Here is a 22963-nt window from a genome sequence, read left to right as displayed (position 1 = left end):
CTGGGGGCGCGAACGCAGCGCTAAGCTGCGGATTCTGGCGGACATGATCGCCCGTTCCGATTATTCGTGATCACATCGCTGATGACTTGTGCGCAGGCCACTCGGGGCCTGACAGGAAGCCTTTTGTCTGCAATTCGGCCATTGCGGCCGCTCTTGCCGACCGCGCGAACTGGCTGTTGTAGCCTTAAATCCTGACATCACGGTTTGATTTCACCTGTCTGCGGACGAAGGCGAAGCGCGCTGTAGTAGCGTGCTACTGCAGCTGCATATAATTGCTGCTGCTCAGCCTAGCTCTTCAGCCGCGCAAAGCTTCACATCAGTGAGCTTCCAATGTTGCTCAAGTTCTTCGAGCGGCTGGGTGCCAGCCATGATGAGGCCTAACGTTGGAGGTAACGTGCAGCCGGAGCTGCGAAGCAGCGGAGGGAACCCAAAGCGTAGCTTTGGGCTGTCACGTTGACCGAAAGGTTAGGTTTTTGGTTAAACAACATCAGGATTGTTTCCGCTAAAAATTCTGACCGAAGGGAAATTGCTTGCCCAGAAAACAAACAGAATATTTCCATTCTCAGATAGCCAGGGTTCGGCCTCACTTGGATCTGCTACGCGCACTGAGAATTGTAATTTGTATTTCTGAATTGCCTTCGCAGTGCGAGAGTCGATTTCAATGAGATGGTTTCTATCGATGTGAAATATCTCGCCGCGTGAACTGGCGAACAATTTCGCTCTCCAGTATGAACGCAGACTGGCGTCAACCACACCAAGGTGCAGCCAATATTTATGCAGCTTTTTTAGTTGGCGATTGCTCAAGTAGGGCATCAGAAAACCTAACGTTGGAAGTAGCTGGCAGCCGGAGCTGCGTAGCAGCGGAGGGAACCCAAAGCGCAGCTTTGGGCAGTCAGGTTGACTGAAAGGTTAGCCCGCTGTGTTAAGAAGTGACTGGTCAAACCACACATCCTCATAGTTTGGTGCTAGTAGTACACGCCAGCCTGGCGGCAATCCTAAATATTTCTGAATATCAGCTGCATACTCGTTCAAATGAGAAACATGTAGTGGCTGGAAGAAATGCGGATCACTGGAAAGTGCCTCGCCACCCCATACATACCATCCACAAGTGCCATGCTCAGCTTGAAGGCGCAATGCATTAAGTGGCAGCAAATCTAAGGTTTCAAGTGCGATGCCAATTTTCTCTTGAGGCAAGGGAAATTCCGCTTCTACATCGAAGCGCTTGCATATCTCAATAGCTGCGGAATGCTGAAGATTCATAAAGGGCTAACGTTGGAGCTAAGCGGACGAACAAAGCGCAGCTTTGGGCGGTCCGCTTGAGCGAAAGGTTAGGCGTGCCGCACTGCTGGAATAGCACCTAACCGGATTAAAAACACAGCGGTTCACTGCATTGAACCAGAACTGCGACGAAACTGCATATAAATTACTACGCCCGCAAGCCAAGTGTCACGAACCGGTGGCAAACGCGTTGAAGCTGATGCGTTGCTGAGACAGCGTTTCCAATTCAGCCACCGGGAAACTGTGCCCACGCCAACCAGAACACTGAAATTTCAACCGCAGCGGAAAGCGCTGCAGCAATACTAATAAGAAAACCGAAGCAAAAACAGAAAATCAGCTGCAGATGAAAAGAGCGAAAAACTTGAAACTGGAATTGCACATCGCCTAACGTTAAGTAGATATCCTATTTGACGTGATCAATCACGTCACAATGATGCCTAACATGACTCTCACATAGGCGAATTCCCCTTGTAGTACCTTGGTATGCACCGTTCCATTGCATGTTAGACATCCTAATGAGTCGGTAAAAAAAGTATCGCCATTTGCCGGGGGCGCTGTGAACATGACATCGTCGCAATCGTAGCGTGTTGGGGTGCTGCCTGTCATAGCCCAAATGGGTGAATCTGCGCCAATCAACTTGTCCTCCGGTTCGCTTCATTGACAATAGCAGACGTTCACGCACGGACCCGTGAAAGTCTGCTACGGCCGATCAGCTGTCTCTGAGACCATCACGACGATCACATCTGATCAGCGGAGTGATCACGAACGCTAGAATAGGCGGTCATGAGTGACCAGATTCCGCCCTAAGCCGGATTTTCTAGCCGCGCTGAGTGTCTTGCGGAGCAACGCTCGGCGCGAGCTGGGTCATCAGCTCGGTCAGCCAGTCTATCCATACCCTAAGCCGTGCGCTGACATGGCGGTTAGGCGAGAACATCAGGTGCATGGGCATGGGCGCGGAGCACCAGGCCTCGAACAGCGGGACCAAGCGCTCCTGCGCTACATGTGCTTCGGCCATATAGTGCGGCAGCCAGAGTACGCCCATGCCAGCCAGGCCTGCGGCCAGATAGGCATTGCCGTCATCCAGGGCGACGGTGTAGCGGCCCTGCACCTCGATGCGCTCTTCTGCCCGCCATAGGGTGATGGGCGCCACCTTGCCAGTGCTGGCACGCAGAAAGCCCACGACACGGTGGTGCGAGTCTTGCAGCTCTGCTGGATGCAACGGTGTGCCCGAGCGCGCCAGATAGCCTGGGGCTGCGTAGGCGCCAAACGGCAGTTCTCCTATGCGGCGGGCAATTAAGGAGGAGTCAGGTAGTTCGCCGCCGCGCAGCACGCAGTCCACATTGTCGGCGATCACATCCACCATTCTGTCGCTGACACCCAGATCCAGCTGGATATCGGGATAGCGGGCATGGAAGTCCGGCAGGGCCGGCACCAGTATCATCAGGGCGAAAGGGCTGGGTACGTCTACCCGCAAACGTCCTTTGGGCGAGGTGACCGCGCGCGATAGGCTGGCGTCGGCCTCTTCCAGATCGGCGAGCAGCCGTACCACATGCTGGTAGTAGGTGGCCCCCTCGCTGGTCAGTTGAACCTTGCGGGTAGTGCGATGGAGTAGCTTGACGCGCAGGCGTGCCTCCAGTTGCTGGATCAGCTGAGTCGCCGTGGTCTTGCTGATATGTAGCGTCTGCGCCGCCTTGGTGAAGCTCCCTGCCTCCACCACGCGGGCGAATGCCTGCAGTGCGTCGAATCGGTCCATGGGCGTCCCTTGGTACTGGGCTGATTGTTTGCGAGGGCCAAACAGTCATTGTGCGTCTTTCGTGTTTATTCGCCTAGGGCGGATTCCTAGAATCGCCTTATCTGTTCGATCAGCGATGCCGGCCATCTCGCCCGGCGCAATCTGACTCGACCCAGCACCAGGAGGTGATGCATGTCTGCACGCGATGTTGTCTTCCCAGCCCAGCGCCAAGCGCTGTATGAGCAAAACCGCTACTCGCCGGCGGTGCGTTCCAACGGTTTTCTGTTTGTGTCGGGGCAGGTCGGCAGCCGGCCCGATGGTAGTCCCGAGCCTGAACTAGCGGCCCAGGTCCGGCTGGCGTTCGACAATCTAAATGCCATCCTGGCGGCAGCGGGCTGCACTTTCGAGGATGTGGTCGACGTGACGGTGTTTATCGTCGATCCCGCCCGGAACTTCGAACCCATCTGGCAGGTGTTCTCGGAGTGCTGGGGTGGGGCGCCGCATCCGACGCTGACCGGCGTAGGCGTGACCTGGCTGTATGGCTACCAGTTTGAGATCAAGGTGATTGCCAGGCTGCCTGAGTCTGCCTCCGACCAGGGCGGTGGGCGCTAGCTTTGGCGATGCCCATTGGGCGCCCGCAAGGGTATCTGGCTGCGGGGAGCGCAGCACCATCGCGGCTATGACCACCCGATGGTAGGCCGATCTGGCGGCGCCCGGGGCAGGCCGGGCGCCGCACGAGGGGCGTTAGCCTAGCGTGCCGTTCAAGGGCTTGCTGTTGGCGGCCTCGACCTGTACCGGACGTGCCTCGGTGCGCTGCAGCCCTTCGGGCCGGGTGGCTTGGGCATTGAGCGAGCGGACATCGCCGGATAGCTCACCGCCTTCCTCTACCAGCATCTTGCCGTAGCGTATGGTGCCGTTGACCCGGCCAGTGGCGTGGACCACCAGTTGCTGGCGCACGGTCAGCTCGCCATCAAAGTGGCCGTGTATCTCGGCGATATCGATACTGACCTTGCCGGAGAAAGCGCCTTTTTCGGCAATGCGCAGCACCCGGCTGTCCATGGTGGCCTCGACCCGGCCCTCTACCACCAGGGTGTCGCAATCGAGAATCTCGGCGCCCTTGAGTTTGACATTGGGGCCAACGCTGAGCTGGCTGGGGCTGTCGCTATCGGTTTTGGCAGAGGGCGTTGTGGTAATGGGCTCGGGTGCTGGCTTGGGCGGGGCAGTACCCAGTTCCAGGCCGGAATAGGCGCTGCCTACGCTGCGCTGGCTGGGGGTGGACGGGCTAGTGGTGCGGTTGTCGCTCTCCTGACCATTGGCGTTGTGACGGGCGAGGGGACTGGTCTTGTTGAACATGGCGTTCCTTGGTGATGGGAGCAGGAATGCACCGAGGCTCGGGCTCCGCGGCGCCAGTGTTGCACCCCGCAGAACGGGGTGAGCGCCTGAGCCATACAAAAGCCGTGCCATCAGGCGCCAGGCCTGTCGTATCAGTGAGATGGCCGTATAGCTGCGGCGATGAGGGGTAGTTGGGCCTGGGATTTGTCGGGTGGTGGCGACGCCGTGGCGGGGTGTGGTAGGTAAGCTCATGAAAAAACAGCGGAAAGCCTTGTCGTGTGGTGGCGACATGGCGGCGCCAGGTGGTGGGCTGGGGCTGCCTTCTTAAGGCGCCGATGATCGAACCGGATGCTGCCGCCCTGGCGAGGTTTGGTGTGTGATGCCTGGGGCTGGCATGATGCGGGCCTGACCGAGGCTGGAGGCAGGTAGGGCATGACATGGCGTGAAAGCCGGCGCGAATACGGCAGGCGCATGAATAGCGCCTTGGACTATATCGATCGTCACCTGGGGGAGCCGCTTGATCTTGAGACGGTGGCTGAGGTGGCGCATTTTTCTCCCTACCACTTCCACCGGCTGTTTGCGGCATGGATGGGCGAGACGCTGGGCGACTACCTTTGGCGTCGCCGCCTGGAGCGAGGCGCCTTGCTGCTGTGCAATGGCGATCAGGCCATCTTGGCGATAGCGCTGTCGATAGGGTTTGGCTCGCCAGAGGCATTTACCCGGGCATTCAAGGCGCGCTTTGGCTGCACGCCGACAAGCTGGCGCAAGGGGGCGGCGGAACGCACGCAGGCCCTGCTGGACGAGATGCAGGCCCGGCGCGCGCAACAGATGCGCAAGCAGGATCAAGTGCAGCGCAAGCTCGATCAGGCTGGCCAGGAGGGGAATGGCGATGATGCGGACTCATTCAAAGCCTGGGAGGCCCATATGCAAGTCCGCATCGTGCAACTATCTGCCTGCAAGATTGCTTATCAACGCTATATCGGCCCTTATGGTCCCGGTGTGAGCCGTTTCTGGGCACAGACCTTTATTCCATGGCTGACGGCTGCGGGGTTGACCGGGCGATCGTGCTACGGCATAGGCCATGATGACCCCAGCATCACTGCGCCGGACAAATGCCGCTACGACGCGGCCGTTGTGGTACCGGACGACTATGTGGCTAGCGGCAGCGCAGTGCTTTCCAGTCTGCCCGGTGGCTGCTATGCCGTGGCCCGGTTCGTGGGCACAGGGGCCGATATCGGCGACGCCTGGCTGACCTTGCTGCGCGACTGGCTGCCCTCCAGCGGCATGCAGTGCGACAACAGACCCTGTTTCGAGCACTATCCTGCCGATGCCCATTTCGACTCGGTGACACAGGTGTTCAACTGCGAGCTGTGTTTGCCGGTACGGCCGGCTTAGTACGGGTAGCAGGCACTGTGGGGCGCTGCTGCTAACAGTGCCTGCTGCAACGGTGCTCAGTTCTGGCGCCGCAGGACGACATGCGTGGCCTTCTCCGACGCGACGAACTCAACGCATTCGTATCCCCTGGCACGCAAGTCCAACCCTGCGAACAGTGCGGCGCCCCCGCCCAGCAGGATAGGTGAGATGGCAATGTGCAACTCATCTATCAGGCCCTCGCGCAGGTACTGCTGGATGGTGTCTGGCCCGCCGCCGATGCGCACGTCCTTGCCGGCGGCGGCGACACGTGCCCGCTCGAGCGCTTCGTGTATGCCGCCTGTGACGAAGTGGAAGGTCGTGCCGCCTTCCATCTCGATGGGGGCGCGAGCATGATGGGTCAGGATGAAGACGGGAACGTGATACGGCGGACTATCTCCCCACCAGCCTTTCCAACTGGTATCTGGCCAAGCGCCCCGGATGGGGCCGAACATATTCCGCCCTAGTATCCAGGCACCCACATTGTGAAAGCCCCGGGCGGCGAAATCATCGTCAACGCCGGTCGTGCCGCCGTCCTTGCCGAATAAGGCACGTTGTATGGTGCAGGTGGGGAATAGCCACTGGTGCAGATCCGCCCCGCCCACACCGAGCGGATTGTCGATGTCTTGATGGGGGCCTGCGCCGTACCCATCAAGCGAGATGGTGAAGCTCTCAACACGAACGCGTGTCATGGTTTTTCTCCCATTGAGTGCCACTCATCATGCCCAGCTGGCGTTGTTAAGTTAGCTTGCCGTACCCATGCACAGCGCTGCTGCGCGTGTGCGCCTAGCCAGAACTTTAGGATAAAGCCTAGCGACTGCTGCCTGGTTCGCTAAGAAGCGGAAAATCAGTATGGGCCGATGCAGGCACCAAAGCACCATCTCGTCTGCAGCTAGGTAGCGGTCACTATTCGTAATCCTGCCCATCTTGGCCTTAAATGAGCAAGGTGATCAGCTGACTGAGGCAGCCTGCATGTACGAGCGATTGAAAGTGCTGGTCGTCGATGACCAGGAAACAATGCGCAAGGTGACGGCGGCGCAATTGGCATCGATTGGCATTGAGAATGCCGAACTCGCCCGCGATGGAGTTGAGGCGCTCAGGTTGCTGCAAGCCAAGCGCTTTGATGTTGTGGTGTCCGACTGGAATATGCCTGCCATGTCCGGCGTCGATCTGCTTCGAGCGATGCGTAACGATGCCAAGCTGGCGAGTATCCCCTTCATCATGATTACCGCAGCAGCAGCGCGTAGCCGTATCGAGGAAGCGGTTGCATTGGGCATCAGTGACCTGTTGGTTAAGCCTTATACGGCGAACCGGTTGCTACAGGGTATCAAGCGAGCGCTTCGGGTTCGGGTGCGCCATGAGGCCGGCACATCGCCTGCAGGGCAGACGCCTGCGGGCAGCACCCTGCCTGCTACGGCAGTGCCCGAGCAAGCTACCGTATTGCTGGTCGACGACACACCGGACAATCTGCACCTGCTCGCGGAGATATTCAAAGGAGCCTATCGTGTCCGTGCTGCCCACCACGGCCAGAAGGCGCTGGATATCTGCTGCTCGGACAACCCACCTGACCTAGTGTTGCTGGATGTGATGATGCCAGGCATGGATGGTTTCGAGGTGGCGCGACAGATGCGTGAGCATCCCAATGCGGAGGGCATACCCATCATCTTTGTCACTGCGCTAACCGATGCAAATTCGAAGCTGAAGGGTATGGAGCTGGGCGCCGTCGATTTCATCAGCAAGCCGCTCGACCCCATACAGCTCAAGTTGCGTGTGGATAACTTCATGCGCTATGTCGAGCTGCGCAAGCAGTTGCAGGCCGACTACGACAATCTGCTGGAAACGGCCCGCCTGCGCGATGACATGGATGCGATGATGCGTCACGACATCAAGGGGCCGCTGGCGGGCGCGATGGCGACGTTGCAATTGCTGCTTGATGATTCCGATACCACGCACCGGCAATCGGAGCAGTTGCGCTTGGCCGAACATGCTGTGCTGCAGGTGATGGACATGATCAACCTGTCCACCGAGTTGCTCAAGATTGAAACCGGTCGCTTTACCCTTAACGCCAAACCCCTGCCTATCGGGGACATGTTGCGTCGGGTGGTCGAGATGGTGAGGATGACTTTCGCCTCCAAGCAACTGGTCATCGCCGTCGATACGGATGTCGATGTAGGCGATGAGGCGCCACAGGTGGCAGGCGATGCCATGCTGATCTACTCGCTGCTGAACAACCTGCTCAAGAATGCCTGCGAGGCCGCCCCCATCGGTAGCCGTGTCACGGCATCACTGATCGCTGGCAACCCTGTTCGGATCAGCATCCGCAACCGGGGTGCTGTACCGCCGGAAATCCGCGAGCGTCTGTTCCAGAAGCATGTTACCTACGGTAAGCCGAGCGGATCCGGGCTAGGCACTTATTCGGCCAAGTTGCTGGCCTGCGCGCAGGGTGGGGATGTGACCTTCGAGGTATCGGACGAGGAGGACACCAGTACTTTTGTGGTGCAACTGCCCGGGAACCCCTGAATTCCAGTCCTATTCGGCAAAGGCTATTGCGTTGAGCAGTTCTAGCGCTTCGTCGAAATCAAACATTTCGACCTTGCCGATCACTGCGCGTAGTTGGGCTGCTGCCGGGCTGTTTGCCACCAAGGTCTCCAGTTCGCTCAGCAGGTCGAGCGCGCTGGTATCGCTATCGGCCAACAGTTGCTTGAGTTGCTCCACGCGTTGATGGACTTGGTCTGGCGGCGCGGTCTGAAGCGCCGTTGTCGCGTCCTTGGCTTGTTCGATCTGCGATATACCACTCAATACCGTGGCCAGCGCCTGTTCTGTGGCCGTGACGAGCGGCGCCAGGCGGGCCTGCTCCCATCCTTGCTTGCAGGCGGTTTCCAGTTCGGCCGCTGCGGCGGCGAGCGCCATTGCGCCGATATTGCCCGCTGTGCCACGTAGTGTGTGGGCTACCCTGGCCGCCGTTGTCTGGTCGTGTGCCAGCAAAGCATCACGCATGGCCTGCGGGAAGCCATGCTGCGAGGCCTGGAACTTGAGTAAGATGCGTTGGTAGAGCGCCGGCTTGCCCATGCTGGTGGCCAGGCCCGCTGCCTGATCGATGCCGGGCAGCGGTGGGAGTGCAGCCGTTAGGCCTAGCTGCTGGGCGACCGGTAATGCCGCTTGCGGCGATGCGGGGCGTATCCACTTTGCCATGGTCGCAAACATGGTTGCCACATGCAGCGGCTTGGGGATGTGGTCGTTCATACCACTGGTGATGGCAAGCTCCCTATCTCCTGCCATGGCATTGGCGGTCATGGCGATGATGGGCAGCTGTGCAAACCGGGGTTGTGCACGGATGGCGCGGGTGGCGGTGTAGCCGTCCATGATGGGCATTTGGCAATCCATCAATACGCCGTCGTAAGCGTCGTCCTTGGCGAGGAGGGCCAGCGCCTCCTGGCCGTTGTTGGCAATGGCGTATCCGATCCCGGCCTGGGTCAGCAGTTCGCTGGCCAGTTCCTGATTCATATCGTTGTCTTCGACCAGCAGGACCCGGGCGCCGGCCAGTCTGGCCATGTCGGTGGTGCTTTGGTCATCGCGCTCTGCTGAACGGGTCTCGACCATCTGGCCTTTCCCCAATGCCTCGCCTATGGCCTCAAGCAGGGTAGACGGCGTCACCGGCTTGGTCAGTACAGAGGATAGTTGCACCTGTTTGCGGTTCGCTTCCTCCTGTGCTTCGTCCCTGCCGAAGGCGGTTACCATGATGACGGAGGGCACCTTGCCGACGGTGTTGGCATGCATCTGCAGCACGGTTTCCAGGCCATCCATGCCGGGCATCTTCCAGTCCATCAGCACGAGGTCGTAGAACAGCCCCTTGCGCCCGGCTTCCGCCAGTTGGTGCAAGGCAGCAGCTCCCCCGTTGGCCACATCGACTTCAAGCCCAAAGCTTCGGGCCATGGTCGAGAGAATCTCGCGTGCGCTGGCATTGTCATCCACCACCAGGATGCGCAGGCCCAGTAGTTCCTCGGCTTTGAACATGCGCCGCGGTGCAATGGTCTGCTGCAGGCCGAACCTGGCGATGAAGTGGAAGGTAGACCCCTTGCCCTGCTCGCTTTCCACCCAGATGCGCCCGTCCATCAGCTCGACCAGGCGTTTGGAAATGGCCAGGCCCAGGCCCGTGCCGCCGTATTTGCGCGTGGTTGAGCTGTCGGCCTGGCTGAATGATTGAAACATGCGGCCGCACTGCTCAGGTGTCATGCCTATGCCGGTATCGCGTACCCAGAAGTGCAGCTCTACCGAATCGGCTGTTGCCGCCAACGGCTGGATGCCAACCACGATTTCGCCGTGCTCGGTAAACTTGGCCGCATTGTTGCCGAGGTTGATCAGTACCTGTCCCAGGCGCAGGGGGTCGCCGATCAGTGCGGTCGGGATGTCTGATGGGGTATCGAATAGCAGCTCGAGGCCTTTGTCTTCGGCCTTGAGGCCTATCATGCTGGCGAAGTTGTCCATGACGTCTTCGAGCCGGAAATCGACATGCTCGATCGTCATCTTGCCGGCTTCTATCTTCGAGAAGTCGAGGATGTCGTTGATGATGCCCAGCAGATTCTCGGCGGATCGGTTGACCTTCTCGATGTAGTTGCGCTGCTTCTTGTCGAGCTCAGTGCGCAAGGCCAGATGGCTCATGCCAATGATGGCATTCATCGGCGTACGGATTTCATGGCTCATGTTTGCCAGGAAATCGCTCTTGGCACGCGTTGCGTTTTCTGCCGCCTCCTTGGCGAGGCGTAGTTCGGTCACATCGAAGAACCAGGCGAGTACACAGGGGCCGCCACCGTATGTAATCTGGGAGAAGGAGCCCGATACCCAGAAGGGCTGACCATCGCGTGTCTTCATGGCCAGTGGCATGTTGATGATGCTCTCGCCCATGGCCATCTTTTCACTGATAAGCCTGAAATCCTCCGGATCCTGGTAGTACACGCTCGGGGCCATGCCTACGATGTTGTCGGGCGACTCATGCAGCATGTCCGCAAGGGCTTTGTTGGCATACACCACGGTATTCGTCGATTGTGCGGCTACCCGCACGGCGATCGGGCTGGTATCCAGCATCATGCGTATCTGTCGTTCGCTGTTGAGGATGGCCTGCTCGGAGGCGCGCTGTTGGGTGATGTCCTGATAGGCGCCATACATGTACTGGATAGTCCCGTCCTCACCACGCACCAGCTTGCCTGCCGCATGCACCCAGACGACCTGGCCATCCAGCGGGCGCTTGTAGGCATAGATGGCATCGTAGCTGTCGTACTTGCCGTCCAGGGCGCCCTGGTAGCGTTCCAGCGTGTTCTGCGCGGCAACCGGATCGGCTTCGAGCAAACGCTCGAACCATTCAGTCTGCAGATGGTAGCGGCCATCGGGCTTGATCGGCTCGCCCAGTATCCGGGCGGCCCTTTCTGACTGGTAGTAGTACTCGGGGTCGCTGTAGTCTACGTGCCAGTATCCGCTGCCAGTCAGTTCCAGCGCGACATCGGATAGGAAGTTGACGCGCCACATGGCTTCCTGCAGGCGCTTGCGTTCCGTGATGTCGCGGATTGAGGCACACACGCACCTACCCCGGTCGCCCAGCGCCGGTAGCGGCGCCAGGCCGATCTCGACGGAGAATGTGCTGCCATCCTTGCGCACGCCTAGCAGGTCATTGGCGCCGCCGCCCATATTGCGCGTCTTGCCTTCGGTCAGGAAGCCCTTGCGCAGCTCCCCGTGGTGCGGTCGAACCGAGGCGGGCACCAGGTGCTCAACCGTCAGGCCGACCATTTCTCCTGGCTGGTAGCCAAACAGGCCATCCAGCTGCGTATTGGCAAGAATGATTCTCCCGTTTTCGTCCACCACCAGCATGCCGTCGGGTGCTGATTCGACGATGCCGCGGAACCAGGCTTCGGTGTCCTTCAAGGCTGCCTGTTGCGCCTCCAGCTCGACAGCCTGTTCCTCCATGCGTGCTGCCTGCTCCTCCATGGCATCGGCTTGCTGCTGGGTTTGTTCCAGTAGCCGTTGTACGGCCAGCGAGCGATCCAGTATTTCCATGCTGATGGCGAGACGAGGCAGCACCTGCTCAAGCAGGGATCTGGCGGTGTTGCTCGGTGAATCGAAGCAGGCCAGCTCCATCGCGCCCGTTAGCTTGTCGCCACTCAGCAGGGGTATCACCATGATGTCACTGGGTACGATCTCCCCGAGCGTGGAGCGGATGCGCCAATCGCCGTCGGCCCCTTGCTGCACTGACCTGGGCAACTTGTCTTTGGCGCATTGCCCTAGCAAACCCATGCCGAGCGCGATTTCGCTGTCCACTGTGCGGTCGCTGCTGATGGCATAGCTGCTGGCCAGTACGAGCGTGGCGCGTGCCTCGTCCCAGCGGTAGATCAGCCCCTGCCCGACATTGAGCAAGGGCGCCAGGTATTTGAAGAAGCGTGACGCCAGCTCGGCTGGTGAGTCGGCCTGCTGCAGGGCTGCCTGTATCGTGGATTCCTGGGATTTGATCCAGCGCTGGGCTTCCAACTGGATGGACTCTGCCTGTAGCGCAGCGATGGCGCGTGCCAGGTCGCCGGTTTCGTTCTGGAAGTCCGTATGCGGAATCGTGAGTTGGAGCTTGCCGGCGGCCAATTGCTCAACCGCATTGCGGACCCGGTTGATAGGTCGCCGGATGGACAGGCTGATGAGCCAGGCGAAGGCCAGGGCCAAGCCGAGGCCGCCCAGCAATAGGGCGTAAGTGAGGGTGTTGTTGGTCGTGGCCGAGCCATGGAAGGCCTGCGTCGTATCGCGGACACCGGATTCCTTCACTGCAACGATCTCATCCAGCAGTTGATCTGCGCTGCGGCCTAGCTGCTTGAAGGCCACGCTCTCGACCAGCGAGACGGCTTCATCGGGCAGGCCCTGCTTGGCGAGGTCTACGGCGTCTGAAGTGGTTCGCAGCATGCGGGCCAGCAATACTTCGAATTGGGTCAGTCGCTCTACGTTCTGTGACTTGAACAGAGTAGGGCGGATAAGCTGTATCGCTTGCTGGATGCGCTGGTGCGCCTCATCCATCTCGTGCAGGGCTTCGTCGCGCTCGCCGTCCGACTCTGCTCCGACGGCGCGATGGGCTGCCAGCACCATGCGGGAGAAATGGATGCGGGCCTCCTGCACCCTGGCTATGCCTATGACGCCCTCTTCATGCAGTTGGTACAGGTCACGATTGAGTTCACGCTGGGTTTCCAGGCTCTGGAGGCCCAGCGCTAGCGACAGGAGCAAGAGCGAGATGAAGCCGACTATCAGCTTGTGGCGGAGCGGTAAGCGCTCCAGCAACTGCAATGGTGAACGCATGGGCACTCCAAATGGCCGGCGGGAAGGTGCGAGATTCAGGGTGTACCCGTGATGTACTGCAGTGCGACTGCCTTTTGTGCCATGTCATGGTCGGAGTCGGCAAACTGGCTGGCGATGACCTGGAAGCGGTCGGCGCACGCCAGGAAGGCATCGCAGATGTCGGGGTCGAAATGGGTGCCCCGGCCCTCCCGGATGATGGCCAAGGCTGCGTCGTGCGACATGCCGTCCTTGTAGACACGGCGGCTGATCAGGGCGTCGTAGACGTCGGCCACTGCCATCAAGCGGGCCGAAATGGGGATGTCGTCACCTGCCTTGCCCTCGGGGTAGCCCGAGCCATCCCATTTCTCTTGGTGACCGTAGGCAATCTCTTTGGCCAGGCATAGGAAATCCACATTCATGCCCAGTTGCTGCTCGGCATGCGCGATGGCATCGCGGCCCAGGGTGGTGTGGGTCTTCATGATCTCGAACTCTTCGGGTGTGAAGCGGCCGGGCTTGAGCAGAATGCGGTCGGGGATGCCGATCTTGCCGATATCGTGCAGGGGCGCTGACTTGAATATCAACTTGATCGTCTCGTCGTCCAGAAAATGGCGGAACCGAGGGTGCTCGCGCAAGTGCTCGGCCAGCACTTTCACGTAGTGCTGGGTACGACGGATATGGTTGCCTGTCTCGTTGTCGCGTGTTTCGGCCAGTGAGGCCATGGCGTGTATGGTGACGTCCTGGATGGCCGTCACTTCCTTGGTGCGCCGCAAGACCTCCTGTTCAAGGTAGTCGTTCTGATCCTTGAGGAAATCGGCTGCTGCCTTGACCTTGAGCTGGGTTTCGACGCGGGCGAGCACGATAGGTGGGCAGATCGGCTTGGTAATGTAGTCTGCGGCGCCCATCTGCAGCCCCAGCGTTTCATCGGCGGTGGAGGCCATGGCGGTGAGGAAGATGATGGGAATATCCCTGGTCCTGGGCTCGGCCTTCAGTACTTGGGCAACCTCATGTCCTGACATCCCGGGCATCATGATGTCGAGCAGGATCAGGTCGGGCAGTGGGTCGGCCTGGGCGATGCGCAATGCCTTTTCGCCATTGTTGGCGGCCTTGATGACGTACCGGTTGTTCTCCTTCAGGAGGTTCGACATCAGCAGGAGGTTGTCCGGTGTGTCGTCGACTATCAGGATGGTCGGTTTGCGGGTGAAGTCGAGCGGGAGCTCCATGATTTCCTCCTGTGCTGGCTGCGGCGTAGGTTAGGTATCGTTACGCTCGCTGGGCTCGATTAACGGTAGACCATCCGGCGACCGTGTGTGGCTGGAAACACAGGTGGATGGTGATGGTCCGCCATGGCCAAAAGCCCTTGGCCTTGCCTACGCCTTTGAGCAGGCGCTGACACCGGTTGCATCGGGTCGATCATGGGCGTGCCGATCGGCGAGCGGGATGCTTGACATTGGTTTCCTTGGAAACTAGTATCTGATTGTTTCCTGGGAAACAATGATATGAGCCTCGTACCTACACCGAATGTCAGCCCCCTCGAAGCGCATCTTGGATTTTGGCTGCGCTATGTTTCCAACCAGGTTTCCGGCCGTTTTGAGCAGCAGCTGGAAGCACGGGGCTACACCGTCACGGAGTGGGTTGCCATGCGGACCTTGTTTGAGCGTGCGCATACCAGCCATGCCGAACTGATCAGTGCGCTGGGGATGACCAAGGGCGCGGCCTCCAAGGTTGTCAGCAAACTTGAGCACAAGGGCATGGCGGTGCGTCAGGCGGCGGAGGGCAGTGCGCGTGAGCAGGTTCTGGCGCTGACTGCAGCGGGTAGGCAATTGCTACCGGTGCTGGCGGCCTTGGCGGACGAAAACGACAGGTTCTTTTTCGGACACCTGGACGAGTCGCAGCGCAGTGAGCTGATGGACTTGATGCAGGGCTTGGTCCGTCATCATCAGCTCAAAGTCGTCCCGATCAAGTAATCAGCAAGGAGAAGCACCATGGATAGCGCTGTTGCAAGTATCGTACGCGATACAGCTGCCGCCTCGAACGAGGGGCGCATGCACTTTGGCCAGGTCGTCGGTGCTTTGCTGGGGGCGGGTATTGAATCCTATAGCGTGGACTATCGCGCTCGCCGTACGACCTACTATGTGCCCACAGGTGAAACACTGACGGTGGATCACCCCGACATGGATGTCACCATAGAGCAGGACTTCTCGGCTGAGGGGATCAAGGCGGCTATTCTTGGTGCCCAGCGTGGGGAGCTGATGTATCCGCAATTCAAGCACCTGTCGCAACTGGCGGGCTGTATAGGCTATACCGTTTGGCTGACAGGCCGGCATGTCAGCTACTTCGGCCGCCGTGGCGAAGTGCACATAGAGCCGTTTCCCAACTGAGCGGGGCGTCCGTTGGAGAGGGCGCTGCCCGGCAGGATCTACTGCCCATCATTGGCCGGACTACCAGGCTGTTCCTGTGCGGCGATCTCTTCCGCCCAGGTATAGCGCCCACGGAGGTGGTGCTGGCCCAGGCTGGCGTGGAAACGCAGGATGCACCAGGCAATGCCCAGCGCGGTGGCGGCGATGGCGATCAGCAGGGTGAGGAGTAGCCAGGTCATGGTGCTTTCAATCGTTGGGTGTGAGGGAATCGGTACATCGGTTGCGGGCACAGGTTTCAGTATGCAGCCCCTACCGCGCGCCTGCTGAGCGCCGCTCGCAAAACCCTTTTGGCCTTGTTGTGCGAGCTTGCCTTACCCCTGCACGGTCATCGCCCGGCGGATGGGTAATAAACCACGCTTCATGGGTATAAAACAACCCGTATTACGCCAGAGATGCACTGTTGCCTTAGCCCGAGCGCCTGGGCTAGTGCGGGCTTTGGCCGGCCTTGGCCGAGGTGGCATGCGCATTGCAGGCGCGTTGCGTTTGACGATCCAATAGCCTGAGTGATGGGGGTGCTACGTGAAGCGCAAAGCCAGTGTTGACCATGGTAAGTCTGGCGGGGATTCCGGCCACAAGAAGCTCAAGCCGCTGACGGCGGTGAATCCCTTCACGTTTACTGGCCAGACGACGAGTGATCTCGGTAAGCCACGGACGCCACCGGTCAAGACGGGCAAGGCGTTTTCCGACGCAATCATCCGGATGCGCAACGGCGACAGCGATGAAAGCGTCCGCACCAAGGTGGCTGTCAATCTGCAGGGAGCGACAGGTAACGCATCGGTACACAAGATCGGTGCCAGTTTCAGCGTCATGACCCATTCCACCACGGAGCTGACCCAGGGCATGATGAACAGCAGTGCGCCGTCGGCCTATCTTTCTACGCCCAAGGCCATCAAGAAGACCAAGGACGCGCAGAAGAACAAGGATGCCGAGAAAAAACGGCAGCAGAAGATCGTGACGAATAGCGTGCTGCCGGTAAATCTCTCGTTGGAGCGGGCTACGCTGGAAAGCCGGGTGATCAAGCAACTGTCGCCCGTGCATGAGGGGGATGCACCCTACGATGCCTCTGCCAAGGTGAGTGCCTTTCCGTCATTGGGGCTGTCTACCAAGGCAACCGCCAAGTCCTCGCCGCTGGGCGGTATTGCGATAGGGTCGTTTTTAGAGGACGTGACGGCTGGCCGCGCGGTGGGCATGGACCATATCGGTTCGGCCATGCGGGCCAAGACCATGGCGGCGAAATGGCAGATGAAGCTGGCTGGCAACGAGGATGCCGGGAAGGGCTTCCAGTCAACAATGCTGTCGCAGTTTCCACAGCTGGGCAAGGGTGGACTGGAGGTCGGCAAGTTAAAGGATACTGGCATCTCGGCTCTGAAGTCTCACTGGAAATCTGGCGGCACCGAGTTCTCCAAGAGCGATCAACTCGGGCATATCAGCAATGCCCATAAGGAGGCCTATGAAGCCGGCTTGGCCACCTTCAGCCATAAGTTTGATCAGATGACTGACCCCAACTTCAAGGGGGGTACCTGGTGGACCAGCAAGAAGGCGAAGATAGACAAGATCATGGCGCACCACAAAAGCGGTGATGAGAAACGCCAGGAGAAGGCGCAGCGCCAATACCAGAAACTGAGCGCGACCTATCTGCAGCGGAAGATGGTCAGGCATGGCATCAAATCGGACTGATGCCGCTGTGTGCAACCCAACTGCCGTGTACCGGACTAGCGAAACCACTGCTGCCTGAGTGCGGCCAGGCCGGCTTCCCATTCGGCGGCCAGTACCGGGTCGCGGCTGGGGTCGCCGCGTTGGCGGAGTGCGGTCTCCAGCGCTGCGCGGGCGGCTTGATAGCCCTGGGCCTGTAGCTGGTGGCGGGCGTCGTCGGCATCCTGGGCGGCCAGTTGGCGAGCCAGGTCGGCGCCCAGATATTGGGTGCGCAGCTGCAGGCGGATGGCATCGCGCTGGGCTGGGTTCAGCCCCAGTTCGGCGGCGGCCAATACCCAATGCAGTTTTTCTGCGGGTGCTTGCTGCGCCACGAGGTGATCGTAATAGCTGCCGTAGTGTTGGCGCTGCAGGGCATCAAGGGCCTGTTGCCGGGCAGCAGGCGGCAGGCTGGCGGCGGGGCCGGTCAGGAAGGACTGGGCTGCTGCCTTGAAGGCGATCTGCGCTTGTTGTTCGCCGTAGAGCAACTGGGTGACCTCTGTGCCTGCGATCTGCTGGCGGGCCGTATTGATGCGGGCCAGCCGCTCGGCCAGGGGCGCTTGGCTGTCTTGCACCAGTTCTGACACGGCGCGATCCAGGGTGGGGTGGGCGGCCAGGGCGCGGCGCAGCAGATGGGCTTCTTGCGGGCTGAGGGCGCCGAGTTCGCCTTCGGGCCAGTTGGGGCAGGCGGGTTTGCAGGCCCGACGGACCTCGGCTTGCAGGTCGAGCAGGCTGCGCTGGCCGGCCAGGACGGCGCGCAAGGCTGCCAGACGCTGGGCGGCTGCGGTCTGCTGGGGCGGGCGTGCCGGTATGGCTGTGGCGGCACTGAACGCAAGCACGGGCGGTGGTGTGGTGATGGCGGTGGGGGCTGCCGTGGTGGCTTGGGCGGCAGGCCAGAGATACCAGAGGCTCAGCGTCAGGGCGGTGACCAGGCTGAGTAGCAGGGTGCGTGGCATGGGGTAGGCGCCTTTGTGTGATGGCGGCTTTGCGAGGGGCTGGGGACCATGGCCTCCTCACCCGGCGTAGAGGATGGGGAGGCCACGGCTTTGCTGGCGGTGCTTAGTAACGGAAGCGCCCGGCGACGGCAAAGTGGTCGGAGAGATCACGTAAGGACCAGACGGCGGGCGTGATGCTGCGGTAGACCGTGACTTCGTTCTCGCTGCGGCTGGGCTGGCGATGGCCGTTGGAGACCAGCACGTAGTCCAGGTATTCGCGCCCTGCACTGGCCAGGCTGTTGACGCTGGCGTCGTAGGTCCAGCCGTAGCCCAGGATGGCCGGCTGGTTGGCGCCGAGCAGGCCCAGCATCTGCTGGTAATCGTCGGCGGTGGCATATCGGTCTACGTTCAGATCGCCGGCGTAGAACAGGGCATCGCTGGCGGGTGGCCGCTGTTGGTCAACGAACTGGCGCAGGGTGCTCAGCTGGGACAGGCGTACGCTGCGTTCGGTTGCGCCGTTCCAGGCCTGGGTGTGGGTGCCGGCTATATGGTAGGCCTTACCCTGCTTGATGATCTCGACCACCATGACACCCTTGTTGGACAGGCAGTCGGTGCCCGAGCACTGGCTGTAGACCATTTGCCGTTCGCCAGCGATAGGCCAGCGGCTGACGATGAAGACCCCGCCATCCTCGTAGACATTGGCTTTATCCACCACCTGGGTCTGGTAGGGGAATTCGGCCCTCAAGGCGGCGCGGAGCTGGTCGCGGCAGCCATTGTCGAAGGCTTCGCTGAAGACGACGGCGTCAAAATTGCGGGTATGGGTGGGGACCTCATTCCAGCGGTCGCAGATTTGCTTGGCGCCGATCACACCCCAGATGTTCCAGCTCAGTATCTTGAACTCATTGCTGGCCGAGGCGGGTTCGAGCGTGGCATCGGGCTGGATGACATAGTGGAAGTCGTCGTAGCCGCCGGTGAACTGGGCACGATAAGACAGGGTGGCTTGCAGGCCGGCGAAGCGGGTGCGGCCGTTGTGCAGCTCGCGGTCAGCGTACCAGGGGTGGCTGAAGTCGGCCGAGCGGGCTGCGGCCCAGATGCTGCTGCCGATGAACTTGCCTTGCAGGCGCTGCTGCAGCACCACGGCATGGGCGCCCTGGCGGACGGTGGTTTCGAAATAGAAGTTCTTGCCATTGCTGATGCCCTGATCGCGGTTCATCCACAATATCTTGCGGGTGCCGTAGGCCGGTATGGTGGTTTCGTACTGGCCCCAGTGGCTACCTTGCTGCAGGGCTTTGTCGCCCGTTTGCACCGTGCTGAGCGTGACCGGCTGGGCGGTATTGTTGCTGAGGTAAACATAGCTTTCGGCACTGGCCAGTGAGGCCAGCAGGGTACAGGCTGCGATACGCAGCCAGGTGGTGATGCGCATGATGCTTTATCTCCTCGAGTTGAGTACTGGTAGGCGATGCGACGTCTGCAGCAGGTCTATTTCTAGAACCGAGATATAAAATAAAACAGTGTTATTTCAGAATGACTAAGCTTGTGTTGCGTTTTTGAGGCGGCGATGCACGGGCGGGTTTACCCGTGCATCGCCGGGGGGGGCTGGCACTGCGGATGACGCAGGCCAGGGGTAGCTTGGCTTGAGGGTGTTAGACGGGCTCGGTGCTATGCAGCAGCCACTGCTGTGCTGCCCCAGTGACCAGCGGCAACAGCCGTTCGCGTACGGTGGCGTGGTACTGGTTGAGCCAGACGCGTTCATCCTCGCGCAGCAGCGATAGCATCAGGCAGCGGGTGTCGATGGGGCATAGCGTCAGGGTTTCGAAGGCCAGGAACTCGCCGAACTCGGTCTCGCCCGCCGGGATGTTGTGCATCAGGTTTTCTATGCGCACGCCCCATAGGCCGGCGCGGTAGATGCCGGGTTCGTTGGAGCTGACCATGCCGGCCAGCATGGCGGTATGGGGTTCGGGGGCGGTATAGGGTGAGATGCTTTGCGGGCCTTCGTGCACATTGAGGAAGTAACCCACGCCGTGACCGGTGCCGTGGCCGTAGTTGATGCCAGCGGCCCAGATGGGGGTACGGGCCAGGGCATCGAGCATGGGGCTGCGGGTACCCACTGGGAAGCGCGCCTGCGATAGTTGGATCACGCCCTTGAGTACCAGGGTGAAGTCCTGCCGCTGCTGGTCGTTGAGCTGGCCTATGGCAATGGTGCGGGTAATGTCGGTGGTGCCGCCCAGGTACTGGCCACCCGAGTCGATCAGCAGCAGGCCGTTGCCTTCGATGACCGCATGGCTTGCGGGCGTGGCGCAGTAGTGGGGCATGGCGCCGTTGCCGTTGAAGCCGGCGATGGTGGCAAAGCTGGCACTGACAAAGCCGGGGCGGCGGGCGCGGGCGGCGGTGAGGTGGGTGTCTATGTCCACCTCGGTCAGCCGCTGGCCTTGTGCCAGTGCTGCTTCCAGCCAGGCGAAGAACTCGCACAGGGCGGCGCCATCGTGGGCCATGGTCAGGCGCAGGTTGGCCACTTCGGCGGGGGATTTGACGGACTTGGCCAGGGTGCTGGGGTTGATGGCTTCGATGCGCTTGACGCCGGCGGGCAGGGTATCGATCAGGCCGACGGTGACGCGGCGCGGGTCGACCAGGATGCTGCTGCCGGATGGCAGGGCGCGCAGGGCGTGGCTTGCCTGGGCGTAGTCGGCCAGGGCGACACCATCGGCAGCCAGCCGTGCAGCCAGCGCGGCATCGACCTTGCCGGGCGCCAGGAACAGGGTGGCTTGGCTGGGGCTGAGCAGGGCATGGGCGACAAACACGGGATTGAAGCTGACGTCGCTGCCACGCAGATTGAACAGCCAGGCTATGTCGTCCAGCGAGGAAATGAAATGCCAGTCGGCGCCCTGCTCGTGCATCTGGGCGCGGACCCATGCCAGCCGCTCGGCACGGCTGAGATCAGCGTGGGGGGCCAGATGCTCGTACACCGGCGCGGCGGGCAGGCCGGGGCGATCCGGCCAGATGCTGGCGAGCAGGTCGATATCGGTACGCAAGGAGATGTCGCTGGCGCAGAGGGCGGTGTTAAGGGTGCGGCGCAGGCCCAGGCCCAGCACTTCGCCAGCCACGGCGACGCTGCTGCCTGCTGGCAGATGCCCGGTCAGCCAGGGGATATAGGCGGTGCTGGCGGCGGTATCGGTTTTCATCAGGGCGATGCCGCTGCCGGCCAGTTCGGCTTCGGCCTGCACCCAGTAGCGGCTATCTACCCACAGGCCAGCAAAGTCGGTGGTGACGATCAGGGTGCCGACCGAACCCTGGAAGCCGCTGAGCCAGCGGCGGCCCTGCCAGCGGGCGGGCAGGTATTCGGACAGGTGAGGATCGGCCGAGGGCACGATACAGGCATGCAGGCCCTGTGCCTGCATGGCTTGACGCAAGGTGGCAATGTGCTGGGTGGCGGTGTGGAGCGGGGCGTTCATCGGGGTCTCGCAAGAATAAAAAGGTGCGGCGGGCCTTGTGGACCCGCCGCAAATCGGCGACCGCGCAGGGAGGGGTCAACCCTGCGTGGTGGGCAAGACGCTACGGAGCGATAGCGGCCTGCCCGTGAGGATGCCGAAACGGGGTGGGCAGCTGAGGCTTAGCTGCCGCTGACGGTTTCCAGCACCGTCCACTTGCCCTTCTGGGCCTTGTAGACGGTGATGTCGCCAAACTTGAGATCGCCACGGGCGTCGTAGGCGATATTGGGCGAGCTGACGCCGGCATGGCGGGTCTTGGCCAGGAAGGGCAGGTAGCGGGCGGGCTCGGTGGAGTTGGCGGCCTTCATGGCTTTGAACATCACCATGGTGGCGTCGTAGGAATAGGGGGCGTAGAAATCGGCGGCGCCGAAGCGTGCCTTGACCCGTGCCACCAGCTCGGCCGCGCCTGGTGTCTTCTCTACCGGTAGGCCAGCCAGCGAGGCGATGACGCCGTCGCCAGCGTCGCCTGTCAGCTTGAGGTAGTTGTCGGTGCGGGTCATTTCGCCGGAAATCAGCTGCGCCTTGATGCCCAGGCGGCGCATCTGCAGGGTCAGCGGGGCGGACTGGGCATCGGCGCCACCGTAGAAGATGGCAGCCGGCTGCTTGGCCTTGATATTGGTGAGGATGCTGGAGAAATCGGTGGCCTTGTCTGTGGTGTATTCGCGCTGTACCACCACGCCACCAGCGGCCTTGGCGGCTTTCTCGAACTGGTCGGCCAGCCCTTGGCCATAGGCGGTGCGGTCATCAATGATGGCGATGGTCTTGAGCCCCAGCTTCTTCACGACGAAGCCGCCCATCACGCTGCCCTGCTGGGTGTCGCTGGTCATGGCGCGGAAGGTGGTCTTGAAGCCCTGGGCGGTGTAGGTGGGGGCGGTCGCCATGGCAATCTGTGGAATGCCGGCGTCGGCGTAGACCTTGGAAGCCGGGATGGAGGTGCCGGAGTTGAAGTGGCCGATGATGCCGCTGACCTTGGCATCGACGAAGCGCTGCGCCACGCTGGTGGCGGACTTGGGGTCGGCCTGGTCGTCTTCGGTCATGAGCTCGAACTTCACCGGCGAGCCACCGATGACGGGAGCTTGCTTGTTGATGTCCTCCAGCGCCAGCACGATGCCGGCCTTCATGTCGGCACCGTAATGGGCTTGCGGGCCGGTGAGCGGGGCAGCGAAGCCCAGTTTGACTGTGGTGGGGCCGGCAGCGGCAACTGATGAGGCGAGCAGGGCGCTGGCCAGGATCAGGGCGCATTGCTTGGGTGCAGGGTGTGGCATGTTGTCCTCTCTTCTTGGTGGTGTTGCTGCGTGGGCAGGCGAGCCGGCCCGCTGGCTTCCTCGGTATCTGCCGCGGTGCTGCCGGGCTTGTCGGGCTGGCCGGGTGAGCCAGCCTCCTTATGGT

At 61.0% G+C, this 22963-nt stretch carries 18 protein-coding genes; 6 read left to right on the top strand and 12 right to left on the bottom strand.

The window, feature by feature from the left end:
- Positions 1 to 477: 477 nt before the first annotated feature.
- From V7714_RS12415 to V7714_RS12405, 3 genes are all read right to left on the bottom strand, one after another.
- Positions 478 to 813: a hypothetical protein gene (locus V7714_RS12415; RefSeq protein ID WP_335710005.1), complete on the bottom strand. Its 336-nt coding sequence runs from the start codon at positions 811 to 813 to the stop codon at positions 478 to 480.
- Between the two features lie 96 nt (positions 814 to 909).
- The gene (locus V7714_RS12410; RefSeq protein ID WP_335710004.1) at positions 910 to 1260 is read right to left on the bottom strand and encodes an immunity protein Imm33 domain-containing protein; all 351 of its coding nucleotides are present in this window, start codon (positions 1258 to 1260) and stop codon (positions 910 to 912) included.
- An 835-nt stretch (positions 1261 to 2095) separates the two neighbouring features.
- Positions 2096 to 3031 (bottom strand): LysR substrate-binding domain-containing protein, encoded by a 936-nt coding sequence (locus tag V7714_RS12405; RefSeq protein ID WP_335710003.1) that lies wholly within the window; start codon positions 3029 to 3031, stop codon positions 2096 to 2098.
- Positions 3032 to 3202: 171 nt separating this feature from the next.
- On the opposite strand from V7714_RS12405, the gene V7714_RS12400 reads away from it, so the two are divergent.
- Positions 3203 to 3622, top strand: coding sequence for a RidA family protein (locus V7714_RS12400; protein WP_335710002.1), 420 nt, complete (start codon positions 3203 to 3205; stop codon positions 3620 to 3622).
- 132 nt (positions 3623 to 3754) lie between these two features.
- Here the strand turns inward: V7714_RS12400 and V7714_RS12395 are convergent, their stop codons facing one another.
- The gene (locus tag V7714_RS12395; RefSeq protein ID WP_335710001.1) at positions 3755 to 4363 is read right to left on the bottom strand and encodes a bactofilin family protein; all 609 of its coding nucleotides are present in this window, start codon (positions 4361 to 4363) and stop codon (positions 3755 to 3757) included.
- A 411-nt stretch (positions 4364 to 4774) separates the two neighbouring features.
- On the opposite strand from V7714_RS12395, the gene V7714_RS12390 reads away from it, so the two are divergent.
- The gene (locus V7714_RS12390; protein ID WP_335710000.1) at positions 4775 to 5737 is read left to right on the top strand and encodes an AraC family transcriptional regulator; all 963 of its coding nucleotides are present in this window, start codon (positions 4775 to 4777) and stop codon (positions 5735 to 5737) included.
- Positions 5738 to 5793: 56 nt separating this feature from the next.
- Here V7714_RS12390 and V7714_RS12385 read toward each other — a convergent pair whose 3' ends face one another.
- Positions 5794 to 6444 (bottom strand): dihydrofolate reductase family protein, encoded by a 651-nt coding sequence (locus V7714_RS12385; protein WP_335709999.1) that lies wholly within the window; start codon positions 6442 to 6444, stop codon positions 5794 to 5796.
- A gap of 280 nt (positions 6445 to 6724) precedes the next feature.
- Here V7714_RS12385 and V7714_RS12380 point away from each other — a divergent pair, with 280 nt between their 5' ends.
- Complete coding sequence (locus tag V7714_RS12380) at positions 6725 to 8272, top strand: ATP-binding response regulator (protein WP_335709998.1); 1548 nt, start codon at positions 6725 to 6727, stop codon at positions 8270 to 8272.
- Positions 8273 to 8281: 9 nt separating this feature from the next.
- Here V7714_RS12380 and V7714_RS12375 read toward each other — a convergent pair whose 3' ends face one another.
- Positions 8282 to 13069, bottom strand: coding sequence for a response regulator (locus tag V7714_RS12375; RefSeq protein ID WP_335709997.1), 4788 nt, complete (start codon positions 13067 to 13069; stop codon positions 8282 to 8284).
- A gap of 35 nt (positions 13070 to 13104) precedes the next feature.
- On the bottom strand, positions 13105 to 14268 hold the full coding sequence (locus V7714_RS12370) for a two-component system response regulator (RefSeq protein ID WP_335709996.1): 1164 nt from the start codon (positions 14266 to 14268) through the stop codon (positions 13105 to 13107).
- 276 nt (positions 14269 to 14544) lie between these two features.
- On the opposite strand from V7714_RS12370, the gene V7714_RS12365 reads away from it, so the two are divergent.
- Both V7714_RS12365 and V7714_RS12360 read left to right on the top strand, forming a co-directional pair.
- Complete coding sequence (locus V7714_RS12365) at positions 14545 to 15012, top strand: MarR family winged helix-turn-helix transcriptional regulator (RefSeq protein WP_335709995.1); 468 nt, start codon at positions 14545 to 14547, stop codon at positions 15010 to 15012.
- An 18-nt stretch (positions 15013 to 15030) separates the two neighbouring features.
- Positions 15031 to 15426, top strand: a complete 396-nt coding sequence (locus V7714_RS12360; RefSeq protein ID WP_335709994.1) for a DUF1398 family protein — start codon at positions 15031 to 15033, stop codon at positions 15424 to 15426.
- Between the two features lie 38 nt (positions 15427 to 15464).
- Here V7714_RS12360 and V7714_RS12355 read toward each other — a convergent pair whose 3' ends face one another.
- Complete coding sequence (locus V7714_RS12355; protein WP_335709993.1) at positions 15465 to 15644, bottom strand: hypothetical protein; 180 nt, start codon at positions 15642 to 15644, stop codon at positions 15465 to 15467.
- Between the two features lie 340 nt (positions 15645 to 15984).
- On the opposite strand from V7714_RS12355, the gene V7714_RS12350 reads away from it, so the two are divergent.
- Positions 15985 to 17142: a hypothetical protein gene (locus tag V7714_RS12350; protein WP_335709992.1), complete on the top strand. Its 1158-nt coding sequence runs from the start codon at positions 15985 to 15987 to the stop codon at positions 17140 to 17142.
- A gap of 35 nt (positions 17143 to 17177) precedes the next feature.
- Here the strand turns inward: V7714_RS12350 and V7714_RS12345 are convergent, their stop codons facing one another.
- From V7714_RS12345 to V7714_RS12330, 4 genes are all read right to left on the bottom strand, one after another.
- Complete coding sequence (locus V7714_RS12345; RefSeq protein WP_335709991.1) at positions 17178 to 18110, bottom strand: lipase secretion chaperone; 933 nt, start codon at positions 18108 to 18110, stop codon at positions 17178 to 17180.
- 103 nt (positions 18111 to 18213) lie between these two features.
- Complete coding sequence (locus tag V7714_RS12340) at positions 18214 to 19512, bottom strand: sphingomyelin phosphodiesterase (RefSeq protein ID WP_335709990.1); 1299 nt, start codon at positions 19510 to 19512, stop codon at positions 18214 to 18216.
- Positions 19513 to 19732: 220 nt separating this feature from the next.
- Positions 19733 to 21538: an aminopeptidase P family protein gene (locus tag V7714_RS12335; RefSeq protein WP_335709989.1), complete on the bottom strand. Its 1806-nt coding sequence runs from the start codon at positions 21536 to 21538 to the stop codon at positions 19733 to 19735.
- A 158-nt stretch (positions 21539 to 21696) separates the two neighbouring features.
- Positions 21697 to 22839, bottom strand: a complete 1143-nt coding sequence (locus tag V7714_RS12330; protein WP_335709988.1) for a branched-chain amino acid ABC transporter substrate-binding protein — start codon at positions 22837 to 22839, stop codon at positions 21697 to 21699.
- Positions 22840 to 22963 lie beyond the last annotated feature (124 nt).

Source organism: Chitinimonas sp. JJ19, from assembly GCF_036961565.1.
Taxonomy (GTDB): Bacteria; Pseudomonadota; Gammaproteobacteria; order Burkholderiales; family Chitinimonadaceae; genus Chitinimonas.
Note: the sequence above shows the minus strand (reverse complement) of the source record. Positions and strands in the feature narration are given on the sequence as shown.

What these genes read in the sequence shown, in the direction of transcription:
- V7714_RS12380 (WP_335709998.1), top strand. Translation starts at nt 6,725, where the DNA reads ATGTACGAGCGATTGAAAGTGCTGGTCGTCGATGACCAGGAAACAATG.
- V7714_RS12335 (WP_335709989.1), bottom strand. Translation starts at nt 21,538, where the DNA reads ATGAACGCCCCGCTCCACACCGCCACCCAGCACATTGCCACCTTGCGT.
- V7714_RS12365 (WP_335709995.1), top strand. Translation starts at nt 14,545, where the DNA reads ATGAGCCTCGTACCTACACCGAATGTCAGCCCCCTCGAAGCGCATCTT.
- V7714_RS12415 (WP_335710005.1), bottom strand. Translation starts at nt 813, where the DNA reads ATGCCCTACTTGAGCAATCGCCAACTAAAAAAGCTGCATAAATATTGG.
- V7714_RS12405 (WP_335710003.1), bottom strand. Translation starts at nt 3,031, where the DNA reads ATGGACCGATTCGACGCACTGCAGGCATTCGCCCGCGTGGTGGAGGCA.
- V7714_RS12330 (WP_335709988.1), bottom strand. Translation starts at nt 22,839, where the DNA reads ATGCCACACCCTGCACCCAAGCAATGCGCCCTGATCCTGGCCAGCGCC.
- V7714_RS12355 (WP_335709993.1), bottom strand. Translation starts at nt 15,644, where the DNA reads ATGACCTGGCTACTCCTCACCCTGCTGATCGCCATCGCCGCCACCGCG.
- V7714_RS12410 (WP_335710004.1), bottom strand. Translation starts at nt 1,260, where the DNA reads ATGAATCTTCAGCATTCCGCAGCTATTGAGATATGCAAGCGCTTCGAT.
- V7714_RS12360 (WP_335709994.1), top strand. Translation starts at nt 15,031, where the DNA reads ATGGATAGCGCTGTTGCAAGTATCGTACGCGATACAGCTGCCGCCTCG.
- V7714_RS12370 (WP_335709996.1), bottom strand. Translation starts at nt 14,268, where the DNA reads ATGGAGCTCCCGCTCGACTTCACCCGCAAACCGACCATCCTGATAGTC.
- V7714_RS12345 (WP_335709991.1), bottom strand. Translation starts at nt 18,110, where the DNA reads ATGCCACGCACCCTGCTACTCAGCCTGGTCACCGCCCTGACGCTGAGC.
- V7714_RS12340 (WP_335709990.1), bottom strand. Translation starts at nt 19,512, where the DNA reads ATGCGCATCACCACCTGGCTGCGTATCGCAGCCTGTACCCTGCTGGCC.
- V7714_RS12385 (WP_335709999.1), bottom strand. Translation starts at nt 6,444, where the DNA reads ATGACACGCGTTCGTGTTGAGAGCTTCACCATCTCGCTTGATGGGTAC.
- V7714_RS12390 (WP_335710000.1), top strand. Translation starts at nt 4,775, where the DNA reads ATGACATGGCGTGAAAGCCGGCGCGAATACGGCAGGCGCATGAATAGC.
- V7714_RS12395 (WP_335710001.1), bottom strand. Translation starts at nt 4,363, where the DNA reads ATGTTCAACAAGACCAGTCCCCTCGCCCGTCACAACGCCAATGGTCAG.
- V7714_RS12400 (WP_335710002.1), top strand. Translation starts at nt 3,203, where the DNA reads ATGTCTGCACGCGATGTTGTCTTCCCAGCCCAGCGCCAAGCGCTGTAT.
- V7714_RS12375 (WP_335709997.1), bottom strand. Translation starts at nt 13,069, where the DNA reads ATGCGTTCACCATTGCAGTTGCTGGAGCGCTTACCGCTCCGCCACAAG.